The organism is Nocardia sp. NPDC058244, assembly GCF_042882065.1.
In the GTDB taxonomy this organism is placed as follows: domain Bacteria; phylum Actinomycetota; class Actinomycetes; order Mycobacteriales; family Mycobacteriaceae; genus Nocardia.
In genome coordinates this window covers 443,930-465,296 of sequence record NZ_JBHVWX010000007.1, presented here as the reverse complement: position 1 = coordinate 465,296, position 21,367 = coordinate 443,930, and the positions used below count along the sequence as shown (strand labels likewise).

The following is a 21,367-nucleotide window of genomic DNA, read 5'->3' as shown; positions in this document are numbered from 1 at the left end:
ATCGGTGTACTTGCTCGAACGGTAGTACACCGATCGGTATACTTCAATCGAACCGACCGAAAGGACGTCGAATGGCCGCACGCGACGGACTCGTGCAGAGCGCGATCGATCTGGTCCGCCGCAACGGCGTGACCGGGACCGGCGTCGCGCAGCTGCTCGACCACAGCGGGCTCTCCCGCCGGACGATCTATCTGAACTTCCCCGGCGGCAAATCCGAGCTGATCACCGAGGCCACCCGGGTCGCCGGGCGGGCGATGACGACGCTCATCGAGACGTTCAGCGCGAACGCAAAGCCGGAGACCACCATCGCCTCCTTCGCCGACGCGTGGAAACACGTCGTGGAGTCCAGTGACTTCCTGGCCGGCTGCCCGGTCGTCGCCGCGGCGCTGGGCCGCTCGGAATCCCCGTCGGCGGCCGACGCCGCTGGCGAGGCCTTCGCGGATTGGGAGCAGGCCCTGGCGACCAGGCTGCGCGCGGAGAACATCGCCCCCGACACCGCCCGATCGCTGGCGACGACCGTCATCGCCACGATCGAGGGCGCGGTGGTGATGTCACTGGCCAAGCACAGCACCGAGCCGCTCGACCGCGTCGGCGCCCACCTCACCGAACTGATCAGGGCGCATACGCCGGCGTGACGTCACAGGTACATGCCGACCTCGGCCGCATCCTGGGTGACCGACTGGATCTGGATCTCGCCGTCGCGACGGGCGACCAGCTCCGCCAGCGTCGCGCCCGCACGACCGATCGGGTCGCCCGTCGGACAGTCCTGGGCGGCGAGCCAGTCGCGCGCCTCGGTGGGTGACAAGCGGCCGACCTCGATCTGGGCCAGGCAGCGGCCGGGGCGCACGACCGCCGGGTGCAGGCGGGACAGGTCCTCGTTGGTGGTGACGGCGATCAGCACATTGCGGCCCTGCCCGAGCATGCCGTCGGTGAGGTTGAGCAGGCGCGACAGCTTCTGTCCCGCGGCCTCTTTCGCCTCGCCGCGGATGAGTTCGTCGCAGTCCTCCAGCACGAGCAGGCGCCAGCGGCTGCCGTCGTCACCGTCGGCGCCGGCGGCCACCTCCATGAGATAGCCGGGATTGCTGAACAGTTCTTCGGGATCGACGACGCAGTCCACCTGACACCACGACGACCACGCCCGCGCGAGCGCGCGCAACGCGGTGGTCTTGCCGGTGCCCGGTTCGCCGTGCAGCAGCACCAGCCTGCCCCGGATCTCGGCGACCTCGAGCGCCATCAGCCGATCCATGCTCGCCGCGACCGGCGCGGCGTAGTTGCCGCGGATCTCCGCCCAGGCGGGCGCGCTGATCTGGCGGCGCCTGCGCAACGGCCTGCGGACATCCATGTGCCAGAAGCCCATCTCCACGGTGGCGCCGGCGCCAGGGGGCTGCACGGCGTCGGCCGTGGCGGCGGCCAGCACCTCGACGGCGAGTTCGTCGCTGACCGCGGTCACCTCGACCGTGGCCGACCCGCCCGCCCAGCGCACCGCCCGCAGCGACCAGCCCTCGCCTTCGACCAGCAGGGCGCTGCTGTCGTCGTCGGCGACCGAGCGCACGATCCGCGAGCCCGCCGGGCGCAGCGGCGCGTCGGGCCGCACCCGGTCCAGGTGTGCCTGGCGGGCGAAGGACTGGTCGCCGCGCAGGAACGGCGCGAGCGCCAGCGCGTCGATCGCGTCGCGAGTGGAGTAGGTGGAGTCGATGGCCGCCGACCACGGAAACCGCTCGCCCGGATCGTCCGGCTGACGCGGCGGATCGACGAGCCTGAGCTGTTCGTTACGTGTGGACACCGCGCCCATCCTCGCGGCACCGGCCCGGCAATGTCCAATGACTTCTGGGCCCGCGGATCGGCCGCGACGCCGAAAAACGCCTGGCACATGCGGTCGATCCGTCGGTAACGTCGGGGTCGTGACGTCCACGCAGCGCGAGCAGGCCGCAACCGAACCCACCGCGACGGCCGGGCTCAAGGAGTGGATCGGGCTGGCGGTGCTCGCCCTGCCGACGCTGCTGATCTCGATGGACCTGAGCGTCCTCTATCTCGCCATCCCGCAGATCAGCGAGTCGCTGCAACCGAGCAGCTCCCAGCTGCTGTGGATCCTCGACATCTACGGCTTCCTGGTCGCCGGCTTCCTCATCACCATGGGCACCGTCGGTGACCGGATCGGCAGGCGCAAGCTGCTGATGATCGGCGCGCTCGCGTTCGGCGTCGCCTCGATCGTCGCCGCCTACTCCACCAGCGCGAACATGCTGATCGGCACCCGGGCGCTGCTCGGCATCGCGGGCGCGACGCTGATGCCGTCGACCTTGGCGCTGATCCGCAACATGTTCCACGACGATCGCCAGCGCACCACCGCGATCAGCGTGTGGATGACCAGCTTCATGATCGGCATGGTGATCGGCCCGCTGGTCGGCGGGGCGATGCTGGAGAACTTCTGGTGGGGCTCGGTGTTCCTGGTCGCGGTGCCCGCGATGGTGCTGCTGCTGGCGACCGGGCCGATCCTGCTGCCCGAGTACAAGGACCCGAACCCCGGCAAGCTCGATGTGCTCAGCGCGCTGCTGTCGCTGCTGTCGGTGATGGCCGTCATCTACGGCATCAAGGAGCTGGCCAAGGACGGCTGGGCGGTCGACGCGCTCGCGGTGCTGGCGGCCGGTCTGGCGCTGGGCACGGTGTTCGTGCTGCGCCAGCGCCGGCTCACCGACCCGCTGATCGACCTCGAACTGTTCGGCAATGTGCGGTTCAGTGGTTCGCTGGTCGCGCTGATGGTGGCGATGCTCGCCATGGGCGGGCTGTTCCTGCTGCTGTCGCAGTATCTCCAGCTGGTGCTCGGGCTGTCCGCCTTCGAAGCCGGGCTGTGGACCGTGCCGCAGGCCGCGGCGATGGTCGTGGCCGCCGGGGTGGTGAGCGCCCTCGCACCGCGGGTGCGGCCCGCCTATCTGATGGCGGGCGGTCTGGTGCTCGCGATGGCCGGATACGCGCTGTTCACCCAGCTCTCCGGTGCCGACGATCTCGCGCTGATCGTCACCGGCATGGTGGTGTTCTCGCTCGGCCTGAGCCCGATGTTCGTCCTCGGCCTCGACCTGATCGTCGGCGCGGTGGACCCGGCCCGCGCCGGTGCCGCCTCCGCGATCTCCGAGACCGGCCAGGAACTCTCGGCCGCCCTCGGCGTCGCCGTGATCGGCAGTATCGGCACCGCCGTCTACCGCGGCCAGATGGCCGACAACCTGCCCACCGGCCTGCCGACGGAGGTCGTCCACGCCGCCGAGGACACCCTGGCCGGCGCCCTCCAGGTCGCCGCGGGCCTCCCCGCAGCCCTCGGCGCCGAACTCACCACCGTGGCCCGCCAGGCCTACACCCATGCCCTCCAGGTGAATTCACTCGTCGGCATCGGCCTCACCGCCATCGCCGCCACCCTGGTCCTGGTCCTGCTCCGCCACCTCCCCGCCCCGAACGAAGCGAAGTCCGCCCCGGACACCGAGCCCGCCTAGGCCGGGTATTCCGCGTGGACGTCACCGCCGAACAGCTTCCAGTAGAAGGCGTTCATCTTCGCGGCGGCGGGTGCGTGGCGGGCCAGGATGGCGGCGACGACAGGTGACACGTCGGCCGGGATATCCCCGGCGGCGCACCGGCGGACGTATGCGTTGCGGGCGACGGGGGCGCAGCCGGCCGGTGTCGTCACGCCGCAGATATCGGTCACCAGCCAATTGACCAGTCGCATGGCGGCGTAGTCGCCGTCGTGCGTGACATGGCGGCGCGCGAAATCACGCTCGGCGGGCGACAGGTCGAACCGCGGTGAGGTGACCAGTCCGAAGTCGGTGAGATAGACGCGCTCACCGTCGGCGCGCAGATTGCCGAGATGTCCGTCCATATACAGCAATTCGCGGTCGCGCAGAAACGCCATGATCTCCGCCAGCTGCCGCTCGAACACCACAGCCTTGCCGACCGGATCCGCGCCAAGCCACTCCGGCATCGCGGACGGGATGTATTCGCTGAACAGGACCAGGCTCGACGTGGCCGCCGCCAGCGCTTCCAGACGTTTCCGCACCTCGGGCGACCCGCCAAGCGCGGCGACCACCGTGTCGATATCGGCGTGTTCGGCCGCGACCGCCGCCCGTCCGGGCAGCACCCGCCAGTGATGGAGCATCGGGAACGCCTGGGTCTCCCCCGCCAGCACCCCTTCGGTGGCAACGATATTCGCGGCGAGCTCGCGCCAGGCGTTGAAACTCGGGCCGCCGACACCGTACTGACAGAACATCGGCAGCTCGAACAAATTCGCGGTGGAACCCCGATTCGCCAGCTCCCGATCGGTCAACGGAATGCGCTTGGTGAATACCGGCACGCCGTCGATATCGGCAACCGCCGCACCGCCACCCACTCCCACACCGACGACCCGGCCCGCATCCACGAGCTCAGCGAGCTGAAAGTCGTTGCGGGAAGCCAGAACTGCCGCGAGTCTCCAGTGGCGTTCGCTCCGGCCGACTGTCATCTCACGATTCTGCCAGCGAACACCGTCCACCGGGCCGCCGCCGGTTTCAGCAGGACCCGCCGGAAGTCCGGCGCGCGCTCGCCGAGGCGAGTTGCGCTCGGCAAGCCTGCTGGATCTCACGTTCGAGCTGGTCTCGCGGTCGCCCCCAACCCGCTTCCCACTCGTCCGCGAGGTCGGCTATCCGGCCCAGCGGCAGCTCCACGACGCCGCCGTCATAGTCGGACCGGAGAATGATTTCGTACACCTTGTTCAGCACCCAGAGTTCGGAAGCTCGGCCGTCGGCGTGCATACGCGCGAGATCGGTGAACGCCACCTGCGCCGCGGCCGCGGCCGAATCGGGAACGGCCGTACCGCAGTCGGCCAGCGCCGCGGGCAATATGTCGCGGATCTCGTGGATTTCCGTGCCGCCCAGACCAGCCAGTTCCCTGAGCGATGCACCGTCGTGGCCGTCCACCAGCCAATGCGCGGCACACAGCGGAATCCTTCCGGACGGAACGGTATCGAGCGCGACCCAAGCGGCAACCAGTCCCGGGGACGGCATTTCCCCTGGGTCAGGTGTCGGCCGATCACTCATGCCGGGAATCCTGCCCGACCGGATCGGTCCGCGACCAGCGAATTTCGGTCGCCAGCGGAGACGACGAGATCCCGCCCGATCGGATCGGGCGGGATTCGTCGTCTCGTCGAGTTGTCCCCTCCACGAGCGTTCTGGGTGCGCCTACTTGGCGGGCGCCTGGTTCGGCATCGGGGAGTTGATGGTGGTGAAGTACTGGACCGCGGCCATGATCGCGACGGGGGCGGTGATGAAGATCTGGCCGGCGAGGGTGCCCAGGGCGCCGATGGCCATGATGCCCGCGATGCAGCCGACTGCCGCGGCCGGGATGAACGGGCCGAACATGCCGACGATGGTGGCCGAGGCGATGGTGGCGCCCGCGATACCGCCGAGCACGCAGCCGACGGCGCCGCCGCCGAGGCCGCCGACCAGGGTCGCGATGCTGGCGCCCAGGGAGATGGTGCCGGTCATGCGGCTCCAGGCGGCCTGCTCACGGTCGTACTCGCTCTTCCACGGCGCCTTGTCCTCGAAGGGCAGCGCGACCGGCTTGTAGGTGGCGTGCGCCAGGTCGAACTGCGGAGTCAGGGTGGCGGTGCGGCCGGAGATGTCGGCGGCGATCGGGAAGACGAAATCGTCGACACGGAAGGACAGTTCGCTGCCGGCGACCGTGTCGCCGTTCGCCGCCTTGATCTTGAACACGCCGTCCTCGACCACCATCGAGCCCGCGTCGGTACCGATGATCGTGGCGGTCTCGGTCGTGGTCGCGGTGTAGTTGATCGGCGCGTTCGGGTCCGCGGCCGGTGCCGCGTGGCTGGTGCCGGCCGCGATGCCGAGGGCAACGCTGACGGTGGAAGCCAACAGGGCGAACTTGGTGATTTTCACGGGGGTGAGCCTTTCGTGTTCCTCGTGGTGAGCTGCGCGGCGCAGAAGCTGCGGACCGAACGAACCGAGACCATAGCTAGGTAAGCCTCACCTATCAAGACCTTGCTTAGGCTAACCTCCTGTGAGACAGAGTTGGACGCGAGAGAGAAACCCCTGATGAAGAGTCCGCGGTTGTGCGGGTGGTTGCTGGCGGTATTCGTGCTGGTCGCGGCGTGTTTGCTCAGCCTGCTCATCGGCACGAAATCGATTCCGGCCGACGAGGTCTGGCTGGCGTTGACCGGGACCTCCACCACACCCGACCACGTGACGGTGATCGAGTACCGCGTCCCCCGCACCCTGCTGGGCCTGCTCGCGGGTCTGGCACTGGGCGTCGCGGGCTGCTTGATGCAGGGTCTGACCCGGAATCCACTGGCCGATCCCGGCCTGCTCGGCGTCAACGCGGGCGCGGCTTTCGCCATCACCATCGCGGTCGGCCTGCTCGGCGTGAGCGACATCACATCGTATGTCTGGTTCGGATTCGCCGGTGCGGCACTGGTTTCCATCGTCGTCTACCGGCTCGGCACCGCGGGGCGCACCGGCACCGACCCGGTCCGCCTCACCCTGGCCGGCGTCGCCGCCACCGCCGTGCTCAGCGGACTCACCCGGGGCCTGATCCTGGTGGACCCCAAGGCCTTCGACGAGATGCGCCGCTGGGACTCCGGTTCACTGGCCGGGCGTGGCTACGAGATCGTCGCGGGCGCGACACCGTTCATCCTGGTGGGCCTGGTGATCGCCGCGCTGTGCGCGCGTTCGCTCAACGCCGTCGCGCTCGGCGACGATCTGGCGCAGTCGCTGGGCGTGCACGTCTCCCGGACCCGGCTGTGGACCGCACTCGCCCTGGTGCTGCTGTGCGGCACCGCGACCGCCGCGGTGGGCCCGGTCGCCTTCGTCGGCCTGGCCGTTCCGCACATCGCCCGCTGGCTGGTCGGCCCGGATCAGCGCTGGATCTTCGCGTATTCGCTGGTGCTGGCGCCGATCCTGGTGCTCACCGCGGACGTGCTGGGCCGCCTCATCATCCGTCCCGACGAAGTCCCCGCCGGCCTGATCACCGCGTTCCTCGGCGCGCCGGTGCTGATCTGGCTGGCCCGCCGCGCGAAGGTAGGTGCCGCCGCATGAGCGCCGGAATCGATTTCGGCCGCACCATACTGGTCGTGCGCCCGCCCAAGCTGGGCATCACCGCCCGGATCGGGGTGCGCACGATCGTGGTGTGCGCCGTGCTGCTGGTGATCTCGTTCGCGACCGCGGTGCTGGCCCTGGGCAGCGGCGACTACCCGATCCCGCCGCTGCGGGTGCTGCGCGCGCTGTTCATCGGCGACGAGCGGTTCGACCGGCTGGTCGTGTGGGACTGGCGGCTGCCACGCATCCTGCTGGCCCTGGCGCTGGGCGCCGCGCTCGGCGTCAGCGGCGCGATCCTGCAATCGGTGACCAGGAACCCGCTGGGCAGTCCCGACATCATCGGCTTCAACACCGGCGCCTACACCGGCGCGCTGATCGTCATCCTGACCCTCGGCGGCGGGAACTTCCAGACCGCGGCGGGCGCGACCATCGGCGGACTCGGCGCCGCGCTGGTGATCCACCTGCTCGCCTTCCGGCACAACGTGACCGGCTTCCGGATGATCATCGTCGGCATCGGCGTGAGCGCCATGCTCGCCTCGGTCAACACCTGGTTGATCATGCGCGCCGACCTGGACGCGGCCATCGCCGCGGCGGCCTGGGGCGCGGGCTCGCTCAACGGACTCTCCTGGCCGCAGGTCGCGCCGACGATGCTGATCCTGGCCGTGCTGGCGTTCGCGCTGATTCCCGCCGCGCCCCGGTTGCAGATCCTCGAACTCGGCGACGACACCGCGCGCGCGTTCGGCCTGAACGTGAGCAAGGCGACCGGCTGGCTGATCGCGCTCAGTGTCGCGTTCACCTCGGTGGCGACGGCGGTGGCCGGGCCGATCGCCTTCGTCGCCCTCGCCGCGCCGCACCTGGCGCGCAAGCTCACCCGCACCCCGTCGATCGCGCTGGTACCCGCGGCGGTGATGGGCGCGACCCTGCTGATCACCTGCGACTGGATCGCCCAGCACGCGTTCGCGCCGACCACCGTGCCGGTCGGCATCGTCACCGCCTCGGTCGGCGGCCTCTACCTGGCGTATCTGCTGGTCGCCGAAGCGCGACGGAACTAGGGAAAGCGACATGAACGACTCTCACGCCTCGCGACTGCGCGCCGACCGGGTCCGCCTCGGTTACAAGGGCACCACGATCAGCGATCAGCTCTCGGTCGACATCCCCGACGGCGCGTTCACCGTGATCATCGGCCCGAACGCCTGCGGCAAGTCCACCCTGCTGCGCGCGCTGGCCCGGCTGCTCACCCCCGAGTCCGGCACCGTGCTGCTCGACGGCAAGCCGATCACCGGCTATCCGGCCAAGGAATTCGCCAGGCAGGTCGGCTTGTTGCCGCAGACCTCGACCGCGCCGGACGGCATCCGGGTCGCCGATCTCGTCGCCCGTGGCCGCTATCCGCACCAGACGCTGCTGCGGCAGTGGTCCACGGCCGACGAGGAGGCGGTGGCGGCGGCGATGGCGGCCACCGGCGTCGCCGAACTGTCGGCGCGACCGGTCGAGGAGCTGTCCGGCGGTCAGCGCCAGCGGGTGTGGATCGCCATGGTGCTCGCCCAGGACACCCCGATCGTGCTGCTCGACGAGCCGACGACCTACCTCGACATCGCCTATCAGATCCAGCTGCTCGACCTGTGCCGCACGCTGAACCGCGAGTCGGGGCGCACGGTCGTGGCCGTGCTGCACGACCTCAACCACGCCTTCCGCTACGCCGATCACCTGATCGCCATGCGCGACGGCCGGATCGTGGCGCATGGCGTGCCCACGGAGATCGTCACGGCCGAGCTCGTGCACGAGGTGTTCTCGCTGCGCTGCCGGATCGTCGACGACCCGGAAACCGGGACACCGCTGGTGGTTCCGCTGGCCGAGGACGCCGCCCAGGTGCGCTGAGCGCCGCGCGGCGAGATCGTTCGCAGACGTAGCTATTCCACAACAAGTTAGTTTAGGCTAACCTATCTCTTTGTGCCTGGATTCGCCGGATCATCCGGTGGTTCACGGGTGAATGTCAGTGCGGGCGAAGGGAGTTGCCGTGCCAACGGCGAAGCGGGGAGACACGATGACCGACGGTCTCGGGTTACCACTGACCGGACCACAGCTCGGCATCTGGAACGCCCAGCGCTTCGACCCCGACTCCGGCCGGTACCTGGTCGGCGAGGTACTCGAGATCACCGGCGACACCCCGATCGATGTCGAGCTGCTGGCCGAGGCGATCGGGCGCACCGTCGCCGAGGCGGAGAACATGCGGCTGCGGTTCCGGGAAACCCCCGAGGGCCCACGGCAATTCGTCACCGAGGCCGCGGCCGAGCTGCGGCCGACCGTCGATCTGCGGGCGGCCGCCGAGCCGATGGCGCTGGCCTACGAGGCCGTCGCGCTGGAACGGCACGAGGCCGCCGAGCGGTGCCGCGGCATGGTCGACCGGCAGCTCTACAACTACACGCTGATCCGGGTCACCGATTCGGTCGTCTGGTGCGTGCAGCTGTACCACCACCTCATCGTCGACGGCTACAGCGCCGCGCTGCTGTCGCGCCGGGTCGCCGCGCACTACACCGCGCTGCGGCGCGGAAAGCCCGCGCCGAAGCGCACTTTCGGCACGATCGCCGAGCTGGTCGCGGAGGAGCGGACCTATCGGGACGGCCCCGAATTCACCGCCGACCGCGACTATTGGCGCGATCAGCTCACCCCGTGGCCCGATCTCGACGGGCGCGGCCGCCACCTCGGCGGCGCGGTGGAGCGGACCATCCGCGCCGAGACGGCGCTCTCCGCCGAGACACTGACCCAGCTGCGGGAGGCCGCCGACCGGCACGGCATCACCTGGGCCGACGCGCTCGTCGCCTGCTACGCCGCCTTCCTGCATCGCCTGCTCGGCACCGGCGACGTGGTGATCTCCATGCTGCTGATGGGCCGGGTCGGCCGGGGCGCCCTGCGCACGCCGTCGATGGCGGTCAATGTGCTGCCGCTGCGGGTCCGGGTCACCGCCGGTGACCGGCTCGGCGAGCTCGGCCCGCGCATCGCCGACACCCTGCGCGAGATCCGCGCCCACCAGCGCTACAGCGGCGACGACCTGGCCCGGGATTTCCACGGTCACGGCGCGGGCGAGCTGCTGCACGGCATCGGCATCAACCTCAAGGTCTTCGACTTCACCCTCGACTTCGACGGCGCGCGCGGCGTGCTGCGCAATGTGGCCGGTGGCCCGCCGGAGGATCTGAGCCTGACCGTCACCCCGCTGCCCGACGGCACGGTGCTGCTCGGCTTCGAGTCCGACGCGCGGTCCAACGACGCGGCGATGGTGCGGCGACGGATCGCCGGCTTGACCCGGGCGATCACGGGCTTCATCGGGTCGGACAAGACCGCGGTGGGGGCGCTGGAGTTGCTCGATGCCGAGGAACGGGAGCGTTTGCTGCTGGATCGGGCGGTCACCTTGCGGCTCGATCCGGCGTCGTCGCAGGATGATTCGCCGCACGGCGGACCTGTCCTCGCGACACAGACGGTCGACCCGGCCATCGGCGGCGCAGCGGCCGCGACCCTTGCCGACTACGCGCAGTCACCGTATCCGGACGTTGCCGACGACACCCAGCCATCGTGCCCGGACGTTGCCGACGACACCCAGCCATCGCGCCCCGACGTTGCCGACGACACCCAGCCATCGCGCCCCGACGTTGCCGACGACACCCAGCCGTCGCGCCCCGACGTTGCCGACGACACCCAGCCGTCGCGCCCCGACGTTGCCGACGACACCCAGCCGTCGCGCCCCGACGTTGCCGACGGCGCGTGCGCCACAGTCCAGGCCGAACTCGTCGTCGACCTGCTCGATCGGGCACTCGCCGACCACTCCTCCGCCGTCGTGCTCAGCTCGGCGACCCGCCGCTACACCGGGGCCGAACTGGCGGACCGGATCGACCGGCTCGCCGGGTACCTGCACGACGCGGGCGTCGGCCCGGACACGATCGTCGGACTCGCGCTCCCCCGCGACGTGGAGTTCGTGGTCGCCCTGCTCGCGGTGTGGCGAGCGGGCGGCGCGTATCTGCCCTTGGATCCCGAGCATCCGGTGGCGCGCCTGCGCGCGACGATCGACGATGCCGCACCCGTCCTGGTCCTCGGTTCGGCGGGACTGGCGGCCGAGCTCGGCGACGATGTCGTCGCGCTCGACGATCTCGACGACGGGCTCGATCGGCACCCGGGCCTCGCGGTCGAAGTCGCGTTGCGCCCCGACCACGCGGCCTACGTGATCTACACCTCCGGGTCGACCGGACAGCCGAAAGGCGTTGTCGTGTCGCACGGCGCGCTCGCCGGGCTCGTCGCGGCACATCGCGCCGGCATATACGGCGCGGCCGCGCGGCGGGCGGGTGGTCGTCGGCTCACCGTCGCCCACACCACCTCGTTCGCGTTCGACGCGTCCCTCGACCCGCTGCTGTGGCTGGTCGACGGCCATCGAATCCACCTCTACGACAGCGAAACCCGGCGCGATCCCGACGCGCTGGTCGCAGCGTTCGCGCGCGACGGCATCGATGTCGTCGACGGCACCCCGACGCTGGTAGCGGCCCTGCTCGAACACGGGCTCGCCACGACTCCACCCGCCCCCGACGGCTCGCGAACGCCCGGCACTCCGCGGATCTCCGACGACCTCCCCGCCACCGAGCGACCGGCGGCGATCGGCGTCAGCAAGCCCGCCGGAGGATCGACGCCGGCTTTCCGCGCCGCAGCGCGGCGACCCGACGCGACAGTGACGCACGCCGTGGCGCCGGTGCTCGACCCGGCCGGTTCGGCGCGGCGACCCGGCGCGACAGTGACGCACACCGTGGCGCCGGTGCTCCCGGCCGGTTCGGCGCGGCGGCCCACGCTGATCGTCGTCGGCGGCGACGCCTGTTCGGCGGAGCTGTGGAGCGCGCTGGACCGGGCTGGGGTCGCGGCGGTCAACATGTACGGGCCGACGGAGGCCACCGTCGATGTACTCGGCGCGCCGATCGACGGCGACGGGCCCCGCATCGGGCTGCCGCTGGCGGGCTCGCGGGTACACCTGCTGGACAACGGTTTACAGATCGTCGCGGACGGCCAGGTCGGCGAGTTGTATCTGGCCGGACCTCAGCTGGCCCGTGGCTACCTGGGCAGATTCGCGACCACAGCAGGCGCTTTCGTCGCCGATCCCTACGGTCCGCCCGGCGCGCGGATGTACCGCACCGGTGATCGGGCACGCTGGGTGCCCGGCCGCGGCTACGAATACCTGGGTCGCGTCGACAATCAGGTGAAGATCCGCGGACACCGGGTCGAACTCGGTGACGTGGCGGCGGCCCTGGCCGGACTGCCCGAGATCCGTTCCGCTGCCGCCGATATCCGCGAGATCGGCGGTCGGCCCGCCCTGATCGGCTACGTGGTCGCCGCACCGGATCTCGACACCGCGGCGATCCGTACCCGCTTGGCCGACCTGGTGCCCGAGCACATGGTGCCCGCCCGCCTCGTCGTCCTGGACGAACTGCCGAGCACGGTCAACGGCAAGCTCGACCGCACCGCCCTGCCTGACCCGGCCGCCGACACGGTCGGCAGGCTTCCCGAGACCCGTGCCGAACATGCTGTCCACGAGGCGATCTCGACGACGCTGGGCCTCGACGCGCTCAGCATGGACGACGACTTCTTCGCCGTCGGTGGCGACAGCATCACCGCCATCACCGTCAGCAGCGCCCTGCGCGCCGACGGCCTGCCCCTGCTGCCGCAGCAACTCCTGACCCGCCGCAGCCTCGCCACCCTGGCGGCCGAGGCCGCCGCCCAGGCCACGCCGGACACCGCGGCGGCACCCGGCGGTGATCCGCGCGACGGCTCGGCACCCCTGCCGGGTGACCCGGCCCCGGCGGCGACGCTCGACTCCCGTTCCGCGCGGGCCGCCGAGACGGCGCGGCGGACTCCCGGTGCCCTGATCCCGTCGCTGACCACGGCCGATCTCGACGCGCTGGCGCAGACCTACGGCCCGATCGCCGACGTGCTGCCGCTGTCACCGCTGCAAGAGGGCCTGGTCTTCCACGCCCTGCGGGACGGCGCCGACGACATCTACACGATGACGGCGCGCTTCACCCTCGACGGCGTGCTCGAGCCTGCGCGGCTCGGCGCGGCGTTCGAGGCCGTGCTGCGGCGGCATCCGAATCTCGGCGCCGCCTTCAGCTACGAGCGCTTCGACCAGCCGGTCCAGGTGGTGCCGCGCACTCCGGCGCTCGACTGGGCGGTCGAGGACCTGCGCGACAGCGCCGATCCCCGAGCGCAAGCGGACCTCGCGGTTCGGCGCGCGGGCGCCGAACCGCTCGACATCGACCGCCCGCCGCTGATCCGCGCCCGCCTGATCCGGCTCACCGACACCACCCAGTGGCTGGTCCTGGTGGCCCATCACCTGCTCGCCGACGGCTGGTCGGTGCCGACGATGGTGCGCGAAACCCTCGCCGTCTACCGCGACGAAGCACTGCCGCCCGCACCGTCTTTCGGTGACTATCTCGACTGGCTGGCCGCCCGCGACACCACCTCGACCCTGCGCTGGTGGACCGACCGGCTCACCGGCCTCTCCTGCCCCAGCGTGCTCGCCACCCCGCTCCAGCACCGCGTCGTCGAGTCGACCGACGAGTCCGGGACACCGGCGGGCACGTCGTGCGAGCACGGTGCCGTCGCACGTCTGCGCCCGATCGGGCTGCGGGTCCCCCACGTCTCCGCCGTCGCGGAAACGCTGACCGCCACCGCGAGGGCCCATGGCCTGACCATGAGCACCGTGCTCCACGGCGCGTGGGCGATGGTGCTGGCCGAGCACTTCGGGCGCACCGATGTGGTGTTCGGGACCGTGGTGTCGGGGCGGCCCGCCGATCTGCCCGGTGTCGGCGCGATGGTCGGGCTGTTCAGCAATACCGTGCCGATGCGCGTCACGCTCACCGACGGGCGGCCGGTGGCCGAGCAGTTCGCGGCCGTGCAGGACGCCTCGTTCGAGGCGCAGGCACGGGGCTATCTGGGATTGGCGACCGTCGAGCGGGCGGTGGGTCTCGGGCGGCTGTTCGACTCCCTCGTGGTATTCCAGAACTTCCCGAAAGCCGGTCTGCTGCAACCGGACCCCCGGGGCGTGCAGGTGGTCGATGTCGAGGTGGACGGGCTGACGGACTTCCCGGTCACCGTCACCGCGCTGCCCGGTGACGAGTTCACCCTGATGCTGCACCACGATCCGGTCGCCGTGCCCGCGCCGGTCGCCGCGCGCCTGACCGATCGGCTCGGCGCGGTCCTGACCGCCCTGGCGACCGACCTCGGGCGCACGGTCGCCGAGGTGACCGCCGCGGCGATGCCGCCGGAGACGGTCGGCACCACCCTGGCCGACTGGACCTCGACCACCCCGATCGATCCCGGCGCGCCCGCGCTGACCGCGAACGGCGTGACCCTGACCTACCGCGAGTTCGACGCGCGGGTCGCCCGGCTGGGGCACTGGCTGATCGGCGAAGGCGTCGGGCCGGAAACCGTGGTGGCGGTGACGATGACGCGCGGGATCGACGCGATCGTCGCCGCGCACGCGATCTGCCGGGCGGGCGGGGTCTACCTGCCGATCGACCCGCAGAGCCCGGCCCAGCGCGCCGATCGCATCCTGCGCACGGCCGAGGCGGCCCTGGTCCTCACCACCACCGCCGACGGTTTCGGCACCGAGCGCGCGCCGGTCGTCACGGTCGACGACCTCGATCTCACCGCCTTCCCGGCCACCCCGGTCACCGACCGCGACCGGCGCGCGCCGCTGCGACCGGCCAGTGCGGCGTATCTGCTGTTCACCTCGGGTTCCACCGGTGAGCCCAAGGGCGTGAGCGTGTCGCACGCGGCGATCATCAGCACCTTCGCCTGGATGCAGCGGCGGCACCGGCTCGCGCCGGGCGACACCGTCCTGTACCGCACCGCGGCCACCTTCGACGCCTCGATGCTGGAGCTGTTCTGGCCGCTGCTGGTGGGCGCGCGGGTGCTGGCCGCGCCCGTCGAGGGACGGCTGGACCGCGATCCGCACCAGATCGCCGAGCTCATGGCCCGCGAGCGGGTGAGCATGCTGCAGATGACCTCCTCGATGCTGACGGTGCTCGCCGAGGAAGCCGACCTGAGCGGTTGCACCGCACTGCGTTTCGCGGTCACCGGCGGCGAGCCGCTCCCGCCGGGCACCGCGCGGCGGATCCGGACGGCCACCGGCGCGAGCGTGCACAACCTGTACGGCCCCACCGAGGCCGCGGTCTGCATCACCCACCACGAGACCTCCGACGCCGACGGCGGCACCGTGCCCATCGGGGTGCCCGCGGCGGGCTCGGATGTCCGCGTGCTCGGTACCGATCTGCGCCCGGTGCCGCCGGGCGAGATCGGCGAGTTGTACCTCACCGGAGCGCAATTGGCGCGCGGCTACCTCTCCCGACCCGGGCGAACGGCCGGGTCGTTCGTCGCCGATCCCGGCGGCACCGGCGACCGCATGTACCGCACCGGCGATCTGGTCAGCTGGGGTCCACACGGGGAACTCGACTACGTCGGCCGCGCGGACAGCCAGGTGAAGCTGCGCGGTCAGCGCATCGAGCTGGGCGAGATCGAAGCCGCCCTGCTCACCACCCCCGGCGTCGCGCACTCGGCGGTGCTCCTGCGCGAGGACACCCCCGGCGACCAGCGTCTGGCCGCCTACCTCGTCGCCAAGGCCGGCATCGCGATCGACATCGCGGCCGTGCGCGCCGCACTGCGCACCGCGCTGCCCGCCTACATGGTCCCGGCGGCCTTCGTCGTGCTCGACCGCATTCCCAGGACGGCCAGCGAGAAGATCGATCGCAAGGCACTGCCGGTCCCGGTCTACGACTCGACCGCGGGGCCGGACGGTCTCGTGCGCACACCCGCGACAGCGCAGGGCGAGACCGCCGATCGCGCCGCGAGGTCCGGCGCGGGCGGAGCCGTCGTCCGCGACGATGCCCACGCATCCCGGCAGCACGACGCCGCCGCACGGGCGAACGGTGCGGAGGCGGCCGACCTGGTGGCCGACATCCGGGCGGCGATGGCGGTGGTGTTGTCCGCCCCCGACCTCGGCGACGGCGACGACTTCTTCGCCGCGGGCGGTCATTCGCTGACCGCGGTCAGGGTCGTCGGCCGATTGCGCCGCGCGGGTTTCGACGTCGTCCTCGACGACATCTTCGAAGCGCCGACCGCTGTCGCGCTGGCGGCGCGAATCACGCGCGAGGACAACGGCACCGCTGCGGGGTCGCGCCGATCCGGCGAGTCGACCGCGTGGGGAACCCGCCTCGACCATGTCCTGGAACTTCGTGCCACCGGCACGCGCGAGCCGCTGTTCTGTATCCATCCGGTCGGCGGCACCGCCTGGCAGTTCGGTCCGCTCGCCGGGCTCCTGCGCGCCGACCGCCCGATCATCGGCCTGCAACTACCGAGCCTGAGCGACAACGCTTTCCAGGCCGGGACCATCGACGAGCTGGCCGCCCACTACCTGGCCACGATCCGCCGGATCCAGCCGCACGGCCCGTACCACCTGCTCGGCTATTCCCTCGGCGGCACCATCGCGCACGCCATCGCGGCCGCGCTGACCGCCGCGGGCGAGCGGGTCGCCTTCACCGGGCTGATCGATGCCTTCGCGCTCACCGATCTCGCCGGGCAGGCCGCCAGGGCCGCCGCCGACCCCGCGGAGCTGGACCGGCTGCTCCCCGAAATCCCCGAGGACGCACCGGAACTGGCGGCGATCCTGCGCGGCGCGGCGACCACCCTGCTCGGCCTGGTCACCGCGTCCACCCCGGCCGCCTACGACGCGCCGATGGCCCTGTACGCCGGCGACACCGGAACCACGCCGGGCCGCACCGACGCCCAGATCGCCGGGTGGCAGGCGGCGGGCGCCCGGCTGGTGGTGCGCAGGCTGCCCTACTCCCACTTCGAGATCGTGTCGCCCGCCGGTTGGGCCGAGGTCGCGGCACTGCTCGACACAGACCCGGCGCTCAGCGCATGAGCCTCCCGCCCAGCGCTGTTCGCCGTTCGGAAGAAATGAGGAAATCCCCGTCCATGTTCACCAACCGCTCATCGGGCCGCCTCCGCGCCGCCCTCGCCTTCCTGGTTCTCGCGCTCGTCGCGGTGCTCACCGCGTGCGGTAGCTCGGATTCCGGGTCCGCCGACACCGGCCCGCGTGAGGTGCCCTCCGCGAAGGGCCCGGTCAAGGTGCCCGCCGACCCGCAGCGCATCGTGGTGCTCAACGGCAACCTGGCCGGCTACCTCTACGACCTCGAGGCCACCGTCGTCGCGGCCGACCCGCGCCTGCTCGGCGTGCCCAACAAGCCGGGCGAGTTCCCCGCGGGCTGGGCCGAGGACGCGAAGAAGCAGGGCACGCAGGCCGTGCCGTCCGGGGACAACATCAACCTCGAGTTCATCGCCGCCCAGCGCCCCGACCTGATCATCGGCGGCGGCCAGGGCTACCCGGGCCAGCAGTCGGTGAACGCCTACGACCAGCTCACCGCCATCGCCCCGACCGTGCTGCTGCCGACCGAGACCACCTACTGGCAGGACCAGCTGCGCTTCATCGCCGCGACGGTGAACAAGCCGGCCAAGGTCGACACCCTGATCGCGAACTACCAGGCCAAGCTGGCCGAGGCCAAGAGCAAGATCAAGGCGCCCGCCGGCGCGACCGTCGTCATGCAGTCGATCAAGAGCCAGAAGCCGACGGTCTTCGTGCCGACCGCCGCGCTGCCGACCCTGCTCTCGGAGGTCGGTTTCACCCTGGACACCCAGGTGGAGGCCAAGGCAGGGAACCCGGCCAAGGAGCAGAGCGCCGACTTCATCAGCTTCAGCCCCGAACTGCTGAACACCGTGATCGACGCGCCCGTGCTGTTCACCATCCCGCTCAGCGGTGGCCGGTCGCTCGAGGAACTGCGCGCCGACCCGATGTACGCGACGCTGCCCTCGTTCAAGGCGAACAAGGTCTTCGAACTGCCCGCGACCAGCTCGCGCCCCGACTACCGCACCGTCATGAGCACCCTCGACCTGCTCGTCGAGCGTTTCAAGTGAGGCCGGCCGTGTTCACCCGATCCGCCGGCCGCGTCCGCGCGGCCCTGGCCGTCCTGGCCGTCGCCTCGATCGCCGCCCTCACCGGTTGCGGCACGTCCGCCGACGAGGCGAAGGACACCGCCTCGGGCACCCGTGAGGTGGCCACCGCGCGCGGCACCGTCTCGGTGCCGTCCGACCCCAAGCGCATCGTCGTACTCAACGGCGCGCTGGCCGGCTACCTCTACGACCTCGACGCCCCGGTCGTCGCGGCCGATCCGCGACTGCTCGGCGTCGCCACGCCCAAGGGCGAGTTCCCGCAGGTGTGGGCCGCCGACGCGAAAGAGCAGGGCACCCAGGTCGTCCCGACCGGCGAGGACATCAATCTCGAGTTCGTCGCCGCCCAGCGGCCCGATCTGATCATCGGCGGCGGTCAGGGCTACCCGGCTCAGCAGACGCTCAACGCCTACGACCAGCTCAGCGCCATCGCCCCGACCGCGCTGATGCCGGCCACCACCACCGACTGGCAGGACCAGCTGCGCTACCTGGCCGACCTCGTCGGCCGCGGCGACCAGGTCGACGGCCTGCTCGGCAACTACCGCACCAAGCTGGCCGAGGTGAAGTCCGCCATCAAGATCCCGGCGGGCAACACCACGCTGGTGCAGTCGGCCAAGGGCGACAAGCCGGTCGTCTTCGTGCCGACGGCCGCGCTGCCGAAACTGCTGGCCGAGGTCGGTTTCGCCCTCGACACGCAGGTGAAGGCCAAGGCGGGCAACCCGGAGATGCCCGAGGCCGCCGACTACTTCTCGATGAGCCCGGAGCTGCTCAACACCGTGGTCGACGCACCGGTGACCTTCGTGGTCACCATCAACGGCGGACGATCACTCGAGCAGCTGCGGACCGACCCGCTCTACGCGAAGCTGCCGTCGTTCACCGCGAACACGGTGTACGAGCTGCCCGCGATCAGCTCACGACCGGACTATCGCACGGTCATGAGCACCCTCGAGCTGCTGAAGGATCGTTTCAAGTGACGGCGACCGGCGGCCTGCTCCTCGACCTCAGCCCGCTGCGGGCGTCGCGCCCGTTCCGGTGCGCGTTCGCGGCGCGGCTGGTGTCGGTGCTCGGCATCGGGCTGCTCATGGTGGCCGTGCCGTTGCAGGTCTATCAGCTGACCGGGTCGAGCCTGCAGGTCGCCGGGGTCGCCACCACGACCGCGGCGGCCCTGTTCGCGGGCAGTCTCGCCGGCGGCGTGGTCGCGGACCGGTACGACCGGCGCACGGTGATCCAGTGGTCGCGCAGTGCGGCGGGCATCGGCTTCCTGCTGCTCGGCGTGAACGCCGTGCTGCCGGACCCGCTGCTGCCGGTGATCTACCTCGCCGCCGTCATCGACGGCCTCGCGGGCGGGGTCAGCGGATCGGCGCTGATGGCGATGGTTCCGGCGCTCGTCGGCCGCGAGAAGGTCGCGGCCGCGGGCGCGCTGGTGTCGCTGACCACCGACCTCGGCACCATGATCACCCCGGCGATCGCCGGGCTGCTCGTCGCGAAAACCGGCGTGGCCTCGGCCTATTTCCTCTGCGCGCTCGCGACCACCGCGACCGTCGGACTGATCACCGCGATCGGCCCGTCACCCCCGCCGGAGCGGGATCTACAGAACCCCCTGCGCGAACTGGCCGCGGGTATCACCTTCGCGGTGCGCCACGAATCCATCCGGCTGATCCTGCTGACCGGCCTGATCGCGATGCTGGTCAGCGGACCACTGGTGCTGCTGCCCGCCTTCGCCGACGTCGAACTCCACGCGGGCCCCGGCACTCTGGGCCTGCTCTACGCGGCGCCCGGCGCGGGCGCGGTACTCGGCTCGCTCACCAGTGGCTGGATGAGTCGCGCCAATACCGGACTGGCGCTGCTGGTTTCGCTCGCGCTCATGCCGCTCGGCGTGATCGCGGCCGGGCTGTGGTCGCACGCGGCGCTGGTGTTCCTCGGGCTCGCCGGGTTCGGCCTGGCCAGGGCCGTGAACATGGTGTTGCGCTACGCGATGTTGCAACGCGCCGCACCGGACCACATGCGCGGCCGGATGTCGGGACTGCTGATGGTGCAGTCGGTCACCGGTACCGCGGTCGGCTCCATGGTGGCCGGTGCCGTCGGCCAATTCTTCGCTCCGGGAACCGCGCTCGTGCTCTACGGCGCCGTCGTCCTGGTACTCACCGGCCTGATGGCGCTCGCCGCCGGGCCGCTGCACAGAAAGGAACAGAGGTGAAGGATCGCAGTGCCTACGCCGCGAACATCGCCGAGGTGCTCGGCGGTACGCACGGCGCGAAGGTCCCCTACCCGATCGGCCTGCAGGAAGTGGAGGTGATCCGCACGGCGCGGATCGGCTCCGCGCTGTTGCGGATCACCTTCGGCGGGCCCGAGCTGGCGACATTCCACAGCTATGTCCCGGATGAGCATGTGCGCCTGATCTTCCCGTGCGAGGACGGCGTGCTGCGGCTACCCGAACGCGACGGCACCTCGCTGGAATGGGGCACGCCGCGCCCGGTCTCGCGCGAGTACACGGTGCGCCGCCACAGCATTCCCGACGGCGAACTCGACATCGATTTCGCCCTCCACCCCGGCGGCCTCGCCTCCGACTGGGCGAGCACGGTGACCCCGGGGACCAAGGTGCACATCGCCGGTCCGCCCGGCGGCGTCGTCGTCCCGGATTCCTACGACCGGTACCTGCTCGCCGGTGACATCACCGCGCTGCCCGCCATCGCCCGCTGGCTGGAACGGATGCCGCGCACCGCGGCGGGCTGGGCCTTCATCGAGGTGGCCGACGCGGCCGAGCAGATCGCGATCGACGCCCCCGACGGCGTCGAGGTGCGCTGGCTGCATCGCGGCGCGGCCGAAGCGGGCACCAGCGACATCCTCGAGCAGGCCGTGCGCACCGTGGAAGTGGCTGCCGGACAGCGGGTCTACGCCTGGGTGGCGGGCGAGGCGGGCTGCCTGCGCGGCATCCGCAAGGTGGTCCGCACCGACCTGGGCATCGGCCCCAAGGACTCGCTCATCGCCGGCTACTGGAAGCGCGGCGTCGCCGACTTCGATCGAGAGGAATGACCATGACCGACGATCAGGTGATCGGCGATGTCGCCACGGCGCTGGGTGTGGACCCGGCCGAACTCACCGCGGAGACCGATCTGCTCGACGCCGGACTGGATTCGGTGCGCATCATGTCGCTGGTGGAGAAATGGCGGTCGGACGGTTACGCCCACATCGACTTCCCCACGCTGGCGGGCGATCCCGTGCTCGGCTCATGGATCGAGCAACTGGCCTGACCGGCCCGGGGGCGGCGCGATGAG

Annotated in this window: 15 protein-coding genes; 11 read left to right on the top strand and 4 right to left on the bottom strand. The window is 71.1% G+C overall.

Annotation, left to right across the window (positions count from 1 at the left end; genetic code table 11):
- Window positions 1–71 precede the first annotated feature (71 nt).
- Window positions 72–635: a TetR family transcriptional regulator C-terminal domain-containing protein gene (locus ACFVW6_RS24275; protein WP_357349547.1), complete on the top strand. Its 564-nt coding sequence runs from the start codon at window positions 72–74 to the stop codon at window positions 633–635.
- Window positions 636–637: 2 nt separating this feature from the next.
- Here the strand turns inward: ACFVW6_RS24275 and ACFVW6_RS24270 are convergent, their stop codons facing one another.
- Window positions 638–1,792 carry a DUF5925 domain-containing protein gene (locus ACFVW6_RS24270; protein WP_378830032.1) on the bottom strand — a complete coding sequence of 385 codons (1,155 nt, stop codon included), beginning with the start codon at window positions 1,790–1,792 and terminating at the stop codon, window positions 638–640.
- A 109-nt stretch (window positions 1,793–1,901) separates the two neighbouring features.
- Between ACFVW6_RS24270 and ACFVW6_RS24265 the strand changes: the two genes are divergently transcribed.
- On the top strand, window positions 1,902–3,479 hold the full coding sequence (locus ACFVW6_RS24265; protein WP_378830031.1) for an MFS transporter: 1,578 nt from the start codon (window positions 1,902–1,904) through the stop codon (window positions 3,477–3,479).
- Here the strand turns inward: ACFVW6_RS24265 and ACFVW6_RS24260 are convergent.
- The 3 genes from ACFVW6_RS24260 to ACFVW6_RS24250 form a co-directional block, all read right to left on the bottom strand.
- Entirely contained in the window at window positions 3,476–4,477 is a 1,002-nt protein-coding gene (locus ACFVW6_RS24260) for a serine/threonine protein phosphatase (RefSeq protein WP_387792773.1), read from the bottom strand. The two genes, ACFVW6_RS24265 and ACFVW6_RS24260, sit on opposite strands and share 4 nt — an antisense overlap.
- A 46-nt stretch (window positions 4,478–4,523) precedes the next feature.
- The gene (locus ACFVW6_RS24255; RefSeq protein WP_378830028.1) at window positions 4,524–5,051 is read right to left on the bottom strand and encodes a hypothetical protein; all 528 of its coding nucleotides are present in this window, start codon (window positions 5,049–5,051) and stop codon (window positions 4,524–4,526) included.
- Window positions 5,052–5,192: 141 nt separating this feature from the next.
- Window positions 5,193–5,909: a hypothetical protein gene (locus ACFVW6_RS24250; protein ID WP_355283424.1), complete on the bottom strand. Its 717-nt coding sequence runs from the start codon at window positions 5,907–5,909 to the stop codon at window positions 5,193–5,195.
- A gap of 156 nt (window positions 5,910–6,065) precedes the next feature.
- Between ACFVW6_RS24250 and ACFVW6_RS24245 the strand changes: the two genes are divergently transcribed.
- The 9 genes from ACFVW6_RS24245 (at window position 6,066) to ACFVW6_RS24205 (ending at window position 21,343) form a co-directional block, all read left to right on the top strand.
- Window positions 6,066–7,064 carry an iron chelate uptake ABC transporter family permease subunit gene (locus ACFVW6_RS24245; protein ID WP_378830027.1) on the top strand — a complete coding sequence of 333 codons (999 nt, stop codon included), beginning with the start codon at window positions 6,066–6,068 and terminating at the stop codon, window positions 7,062–7,064.
- Complete coding sequence (locus tag ACFVW6_RS24240) at window positions 7,061–8,116, top strand: FecCD family ABC transporter permease (protein ID WP_378830026.1); 1,056 nt, start codon at window positions 7,061–7,063, stop codon at window positions 8,114–8,116. Before ACFVW6_RS24245 ends, ACFVW6_RS24240 begins: the two co-directional genes overlap by 4 nt.
- Before the next feature lie 10 nt (window positions 8,117–8,126).
- On the top strand, window positions 8,127–8,939 hold the full coding sequence (locus ACFVW6_RS24235; protein WP_378830025.1) for an ABC transporter ATP-binding protein: 813 nt from the start codon (window positions 8,127–8,129) through the stop codon (window positions 8,937–8,939).
- A gap of 166 nt (window positions 8,940–9,105) precedes the next feature.
- Window positions 9,106–17,010: an amino acid adenylation domain-containing protein gene (locus ACFVW6_RS24230; protein WP_378830024.1), complete on the top strand. Its 7,905-nt coding sequence runs from the start codon at window positions 9,106–9,108 to the stop codon at window positions 17,008–17,010.
- A 53-nt stretch (window positions 17,011–17,063) separates the two neighbouring features.
- Complete coding sequence (locus ACFVW6_RS24225) at window positions 17,064–18,059, top strand: ABC transporter substrate-binding protein (RefSeq protein ID WP_378830023.1); 996 nt, start codon at window positions 17,064–17,066, stop codon at window positions 18,057–18,059.
- Window positions 18,060–18,067: 8 nt separating this feature from the next.
- Window positions 18,068–19,066, top strand: coding sequence for an ABC transporter substrate-binding protein (locus ACFVW6_RS24220; protein ID WP_378830020.1), 999 nt, complete (start codon window positions 18,068–18,070; stop codon window positions 19,064–19,066).
- The gene (gene entS, locus ACFVW6_RS24215) at window positions 19,063–20,289 is read left to right on the top strand and encodes an enterobactin transporter EntS (protein WP_378830018.1); all 1,227 of its coding nucleotides are present in this window, start codon (window positions 19,063–19,065) and stop codon (window positions 20,287–20,289) included. The genes ACFVW6_RS24220 and entS overlap by 4 nt, the downstream gene beginning before the upstream one ends.
- Window positions 20,286–21,125 (top strand): siderophore-interacting protein, encoded by an 840-nt coding sequence (locus tag ACFVW6_RS24210; protein ID WP_378830015.1) that lies wholly within the window; start codon window positions 20,286–20,288, stop codon window positions 21,123–21,125. Before entS ends, ACFVW6_RS24210 begins: the two co-directional genes overlap by 4 nt.
- Before the next feature lie 2 nt (window positions 21,126–21,127).
- The gene (locus ACFVW6_RS24205; protein WP_355283398.1) at window positions 21,128–21,343 is read left to right on the top strand and encodes a phosphopantetheine-binding protein; all 216 of its coding nucleotides are present in this window, start codon (window positions 21,128–21,130) and stop codon (window positions 21,341–21,343) included.
- The last annotated feature ends 24 nt before the right edge of the window (window positions 21,344–21,367 follow it).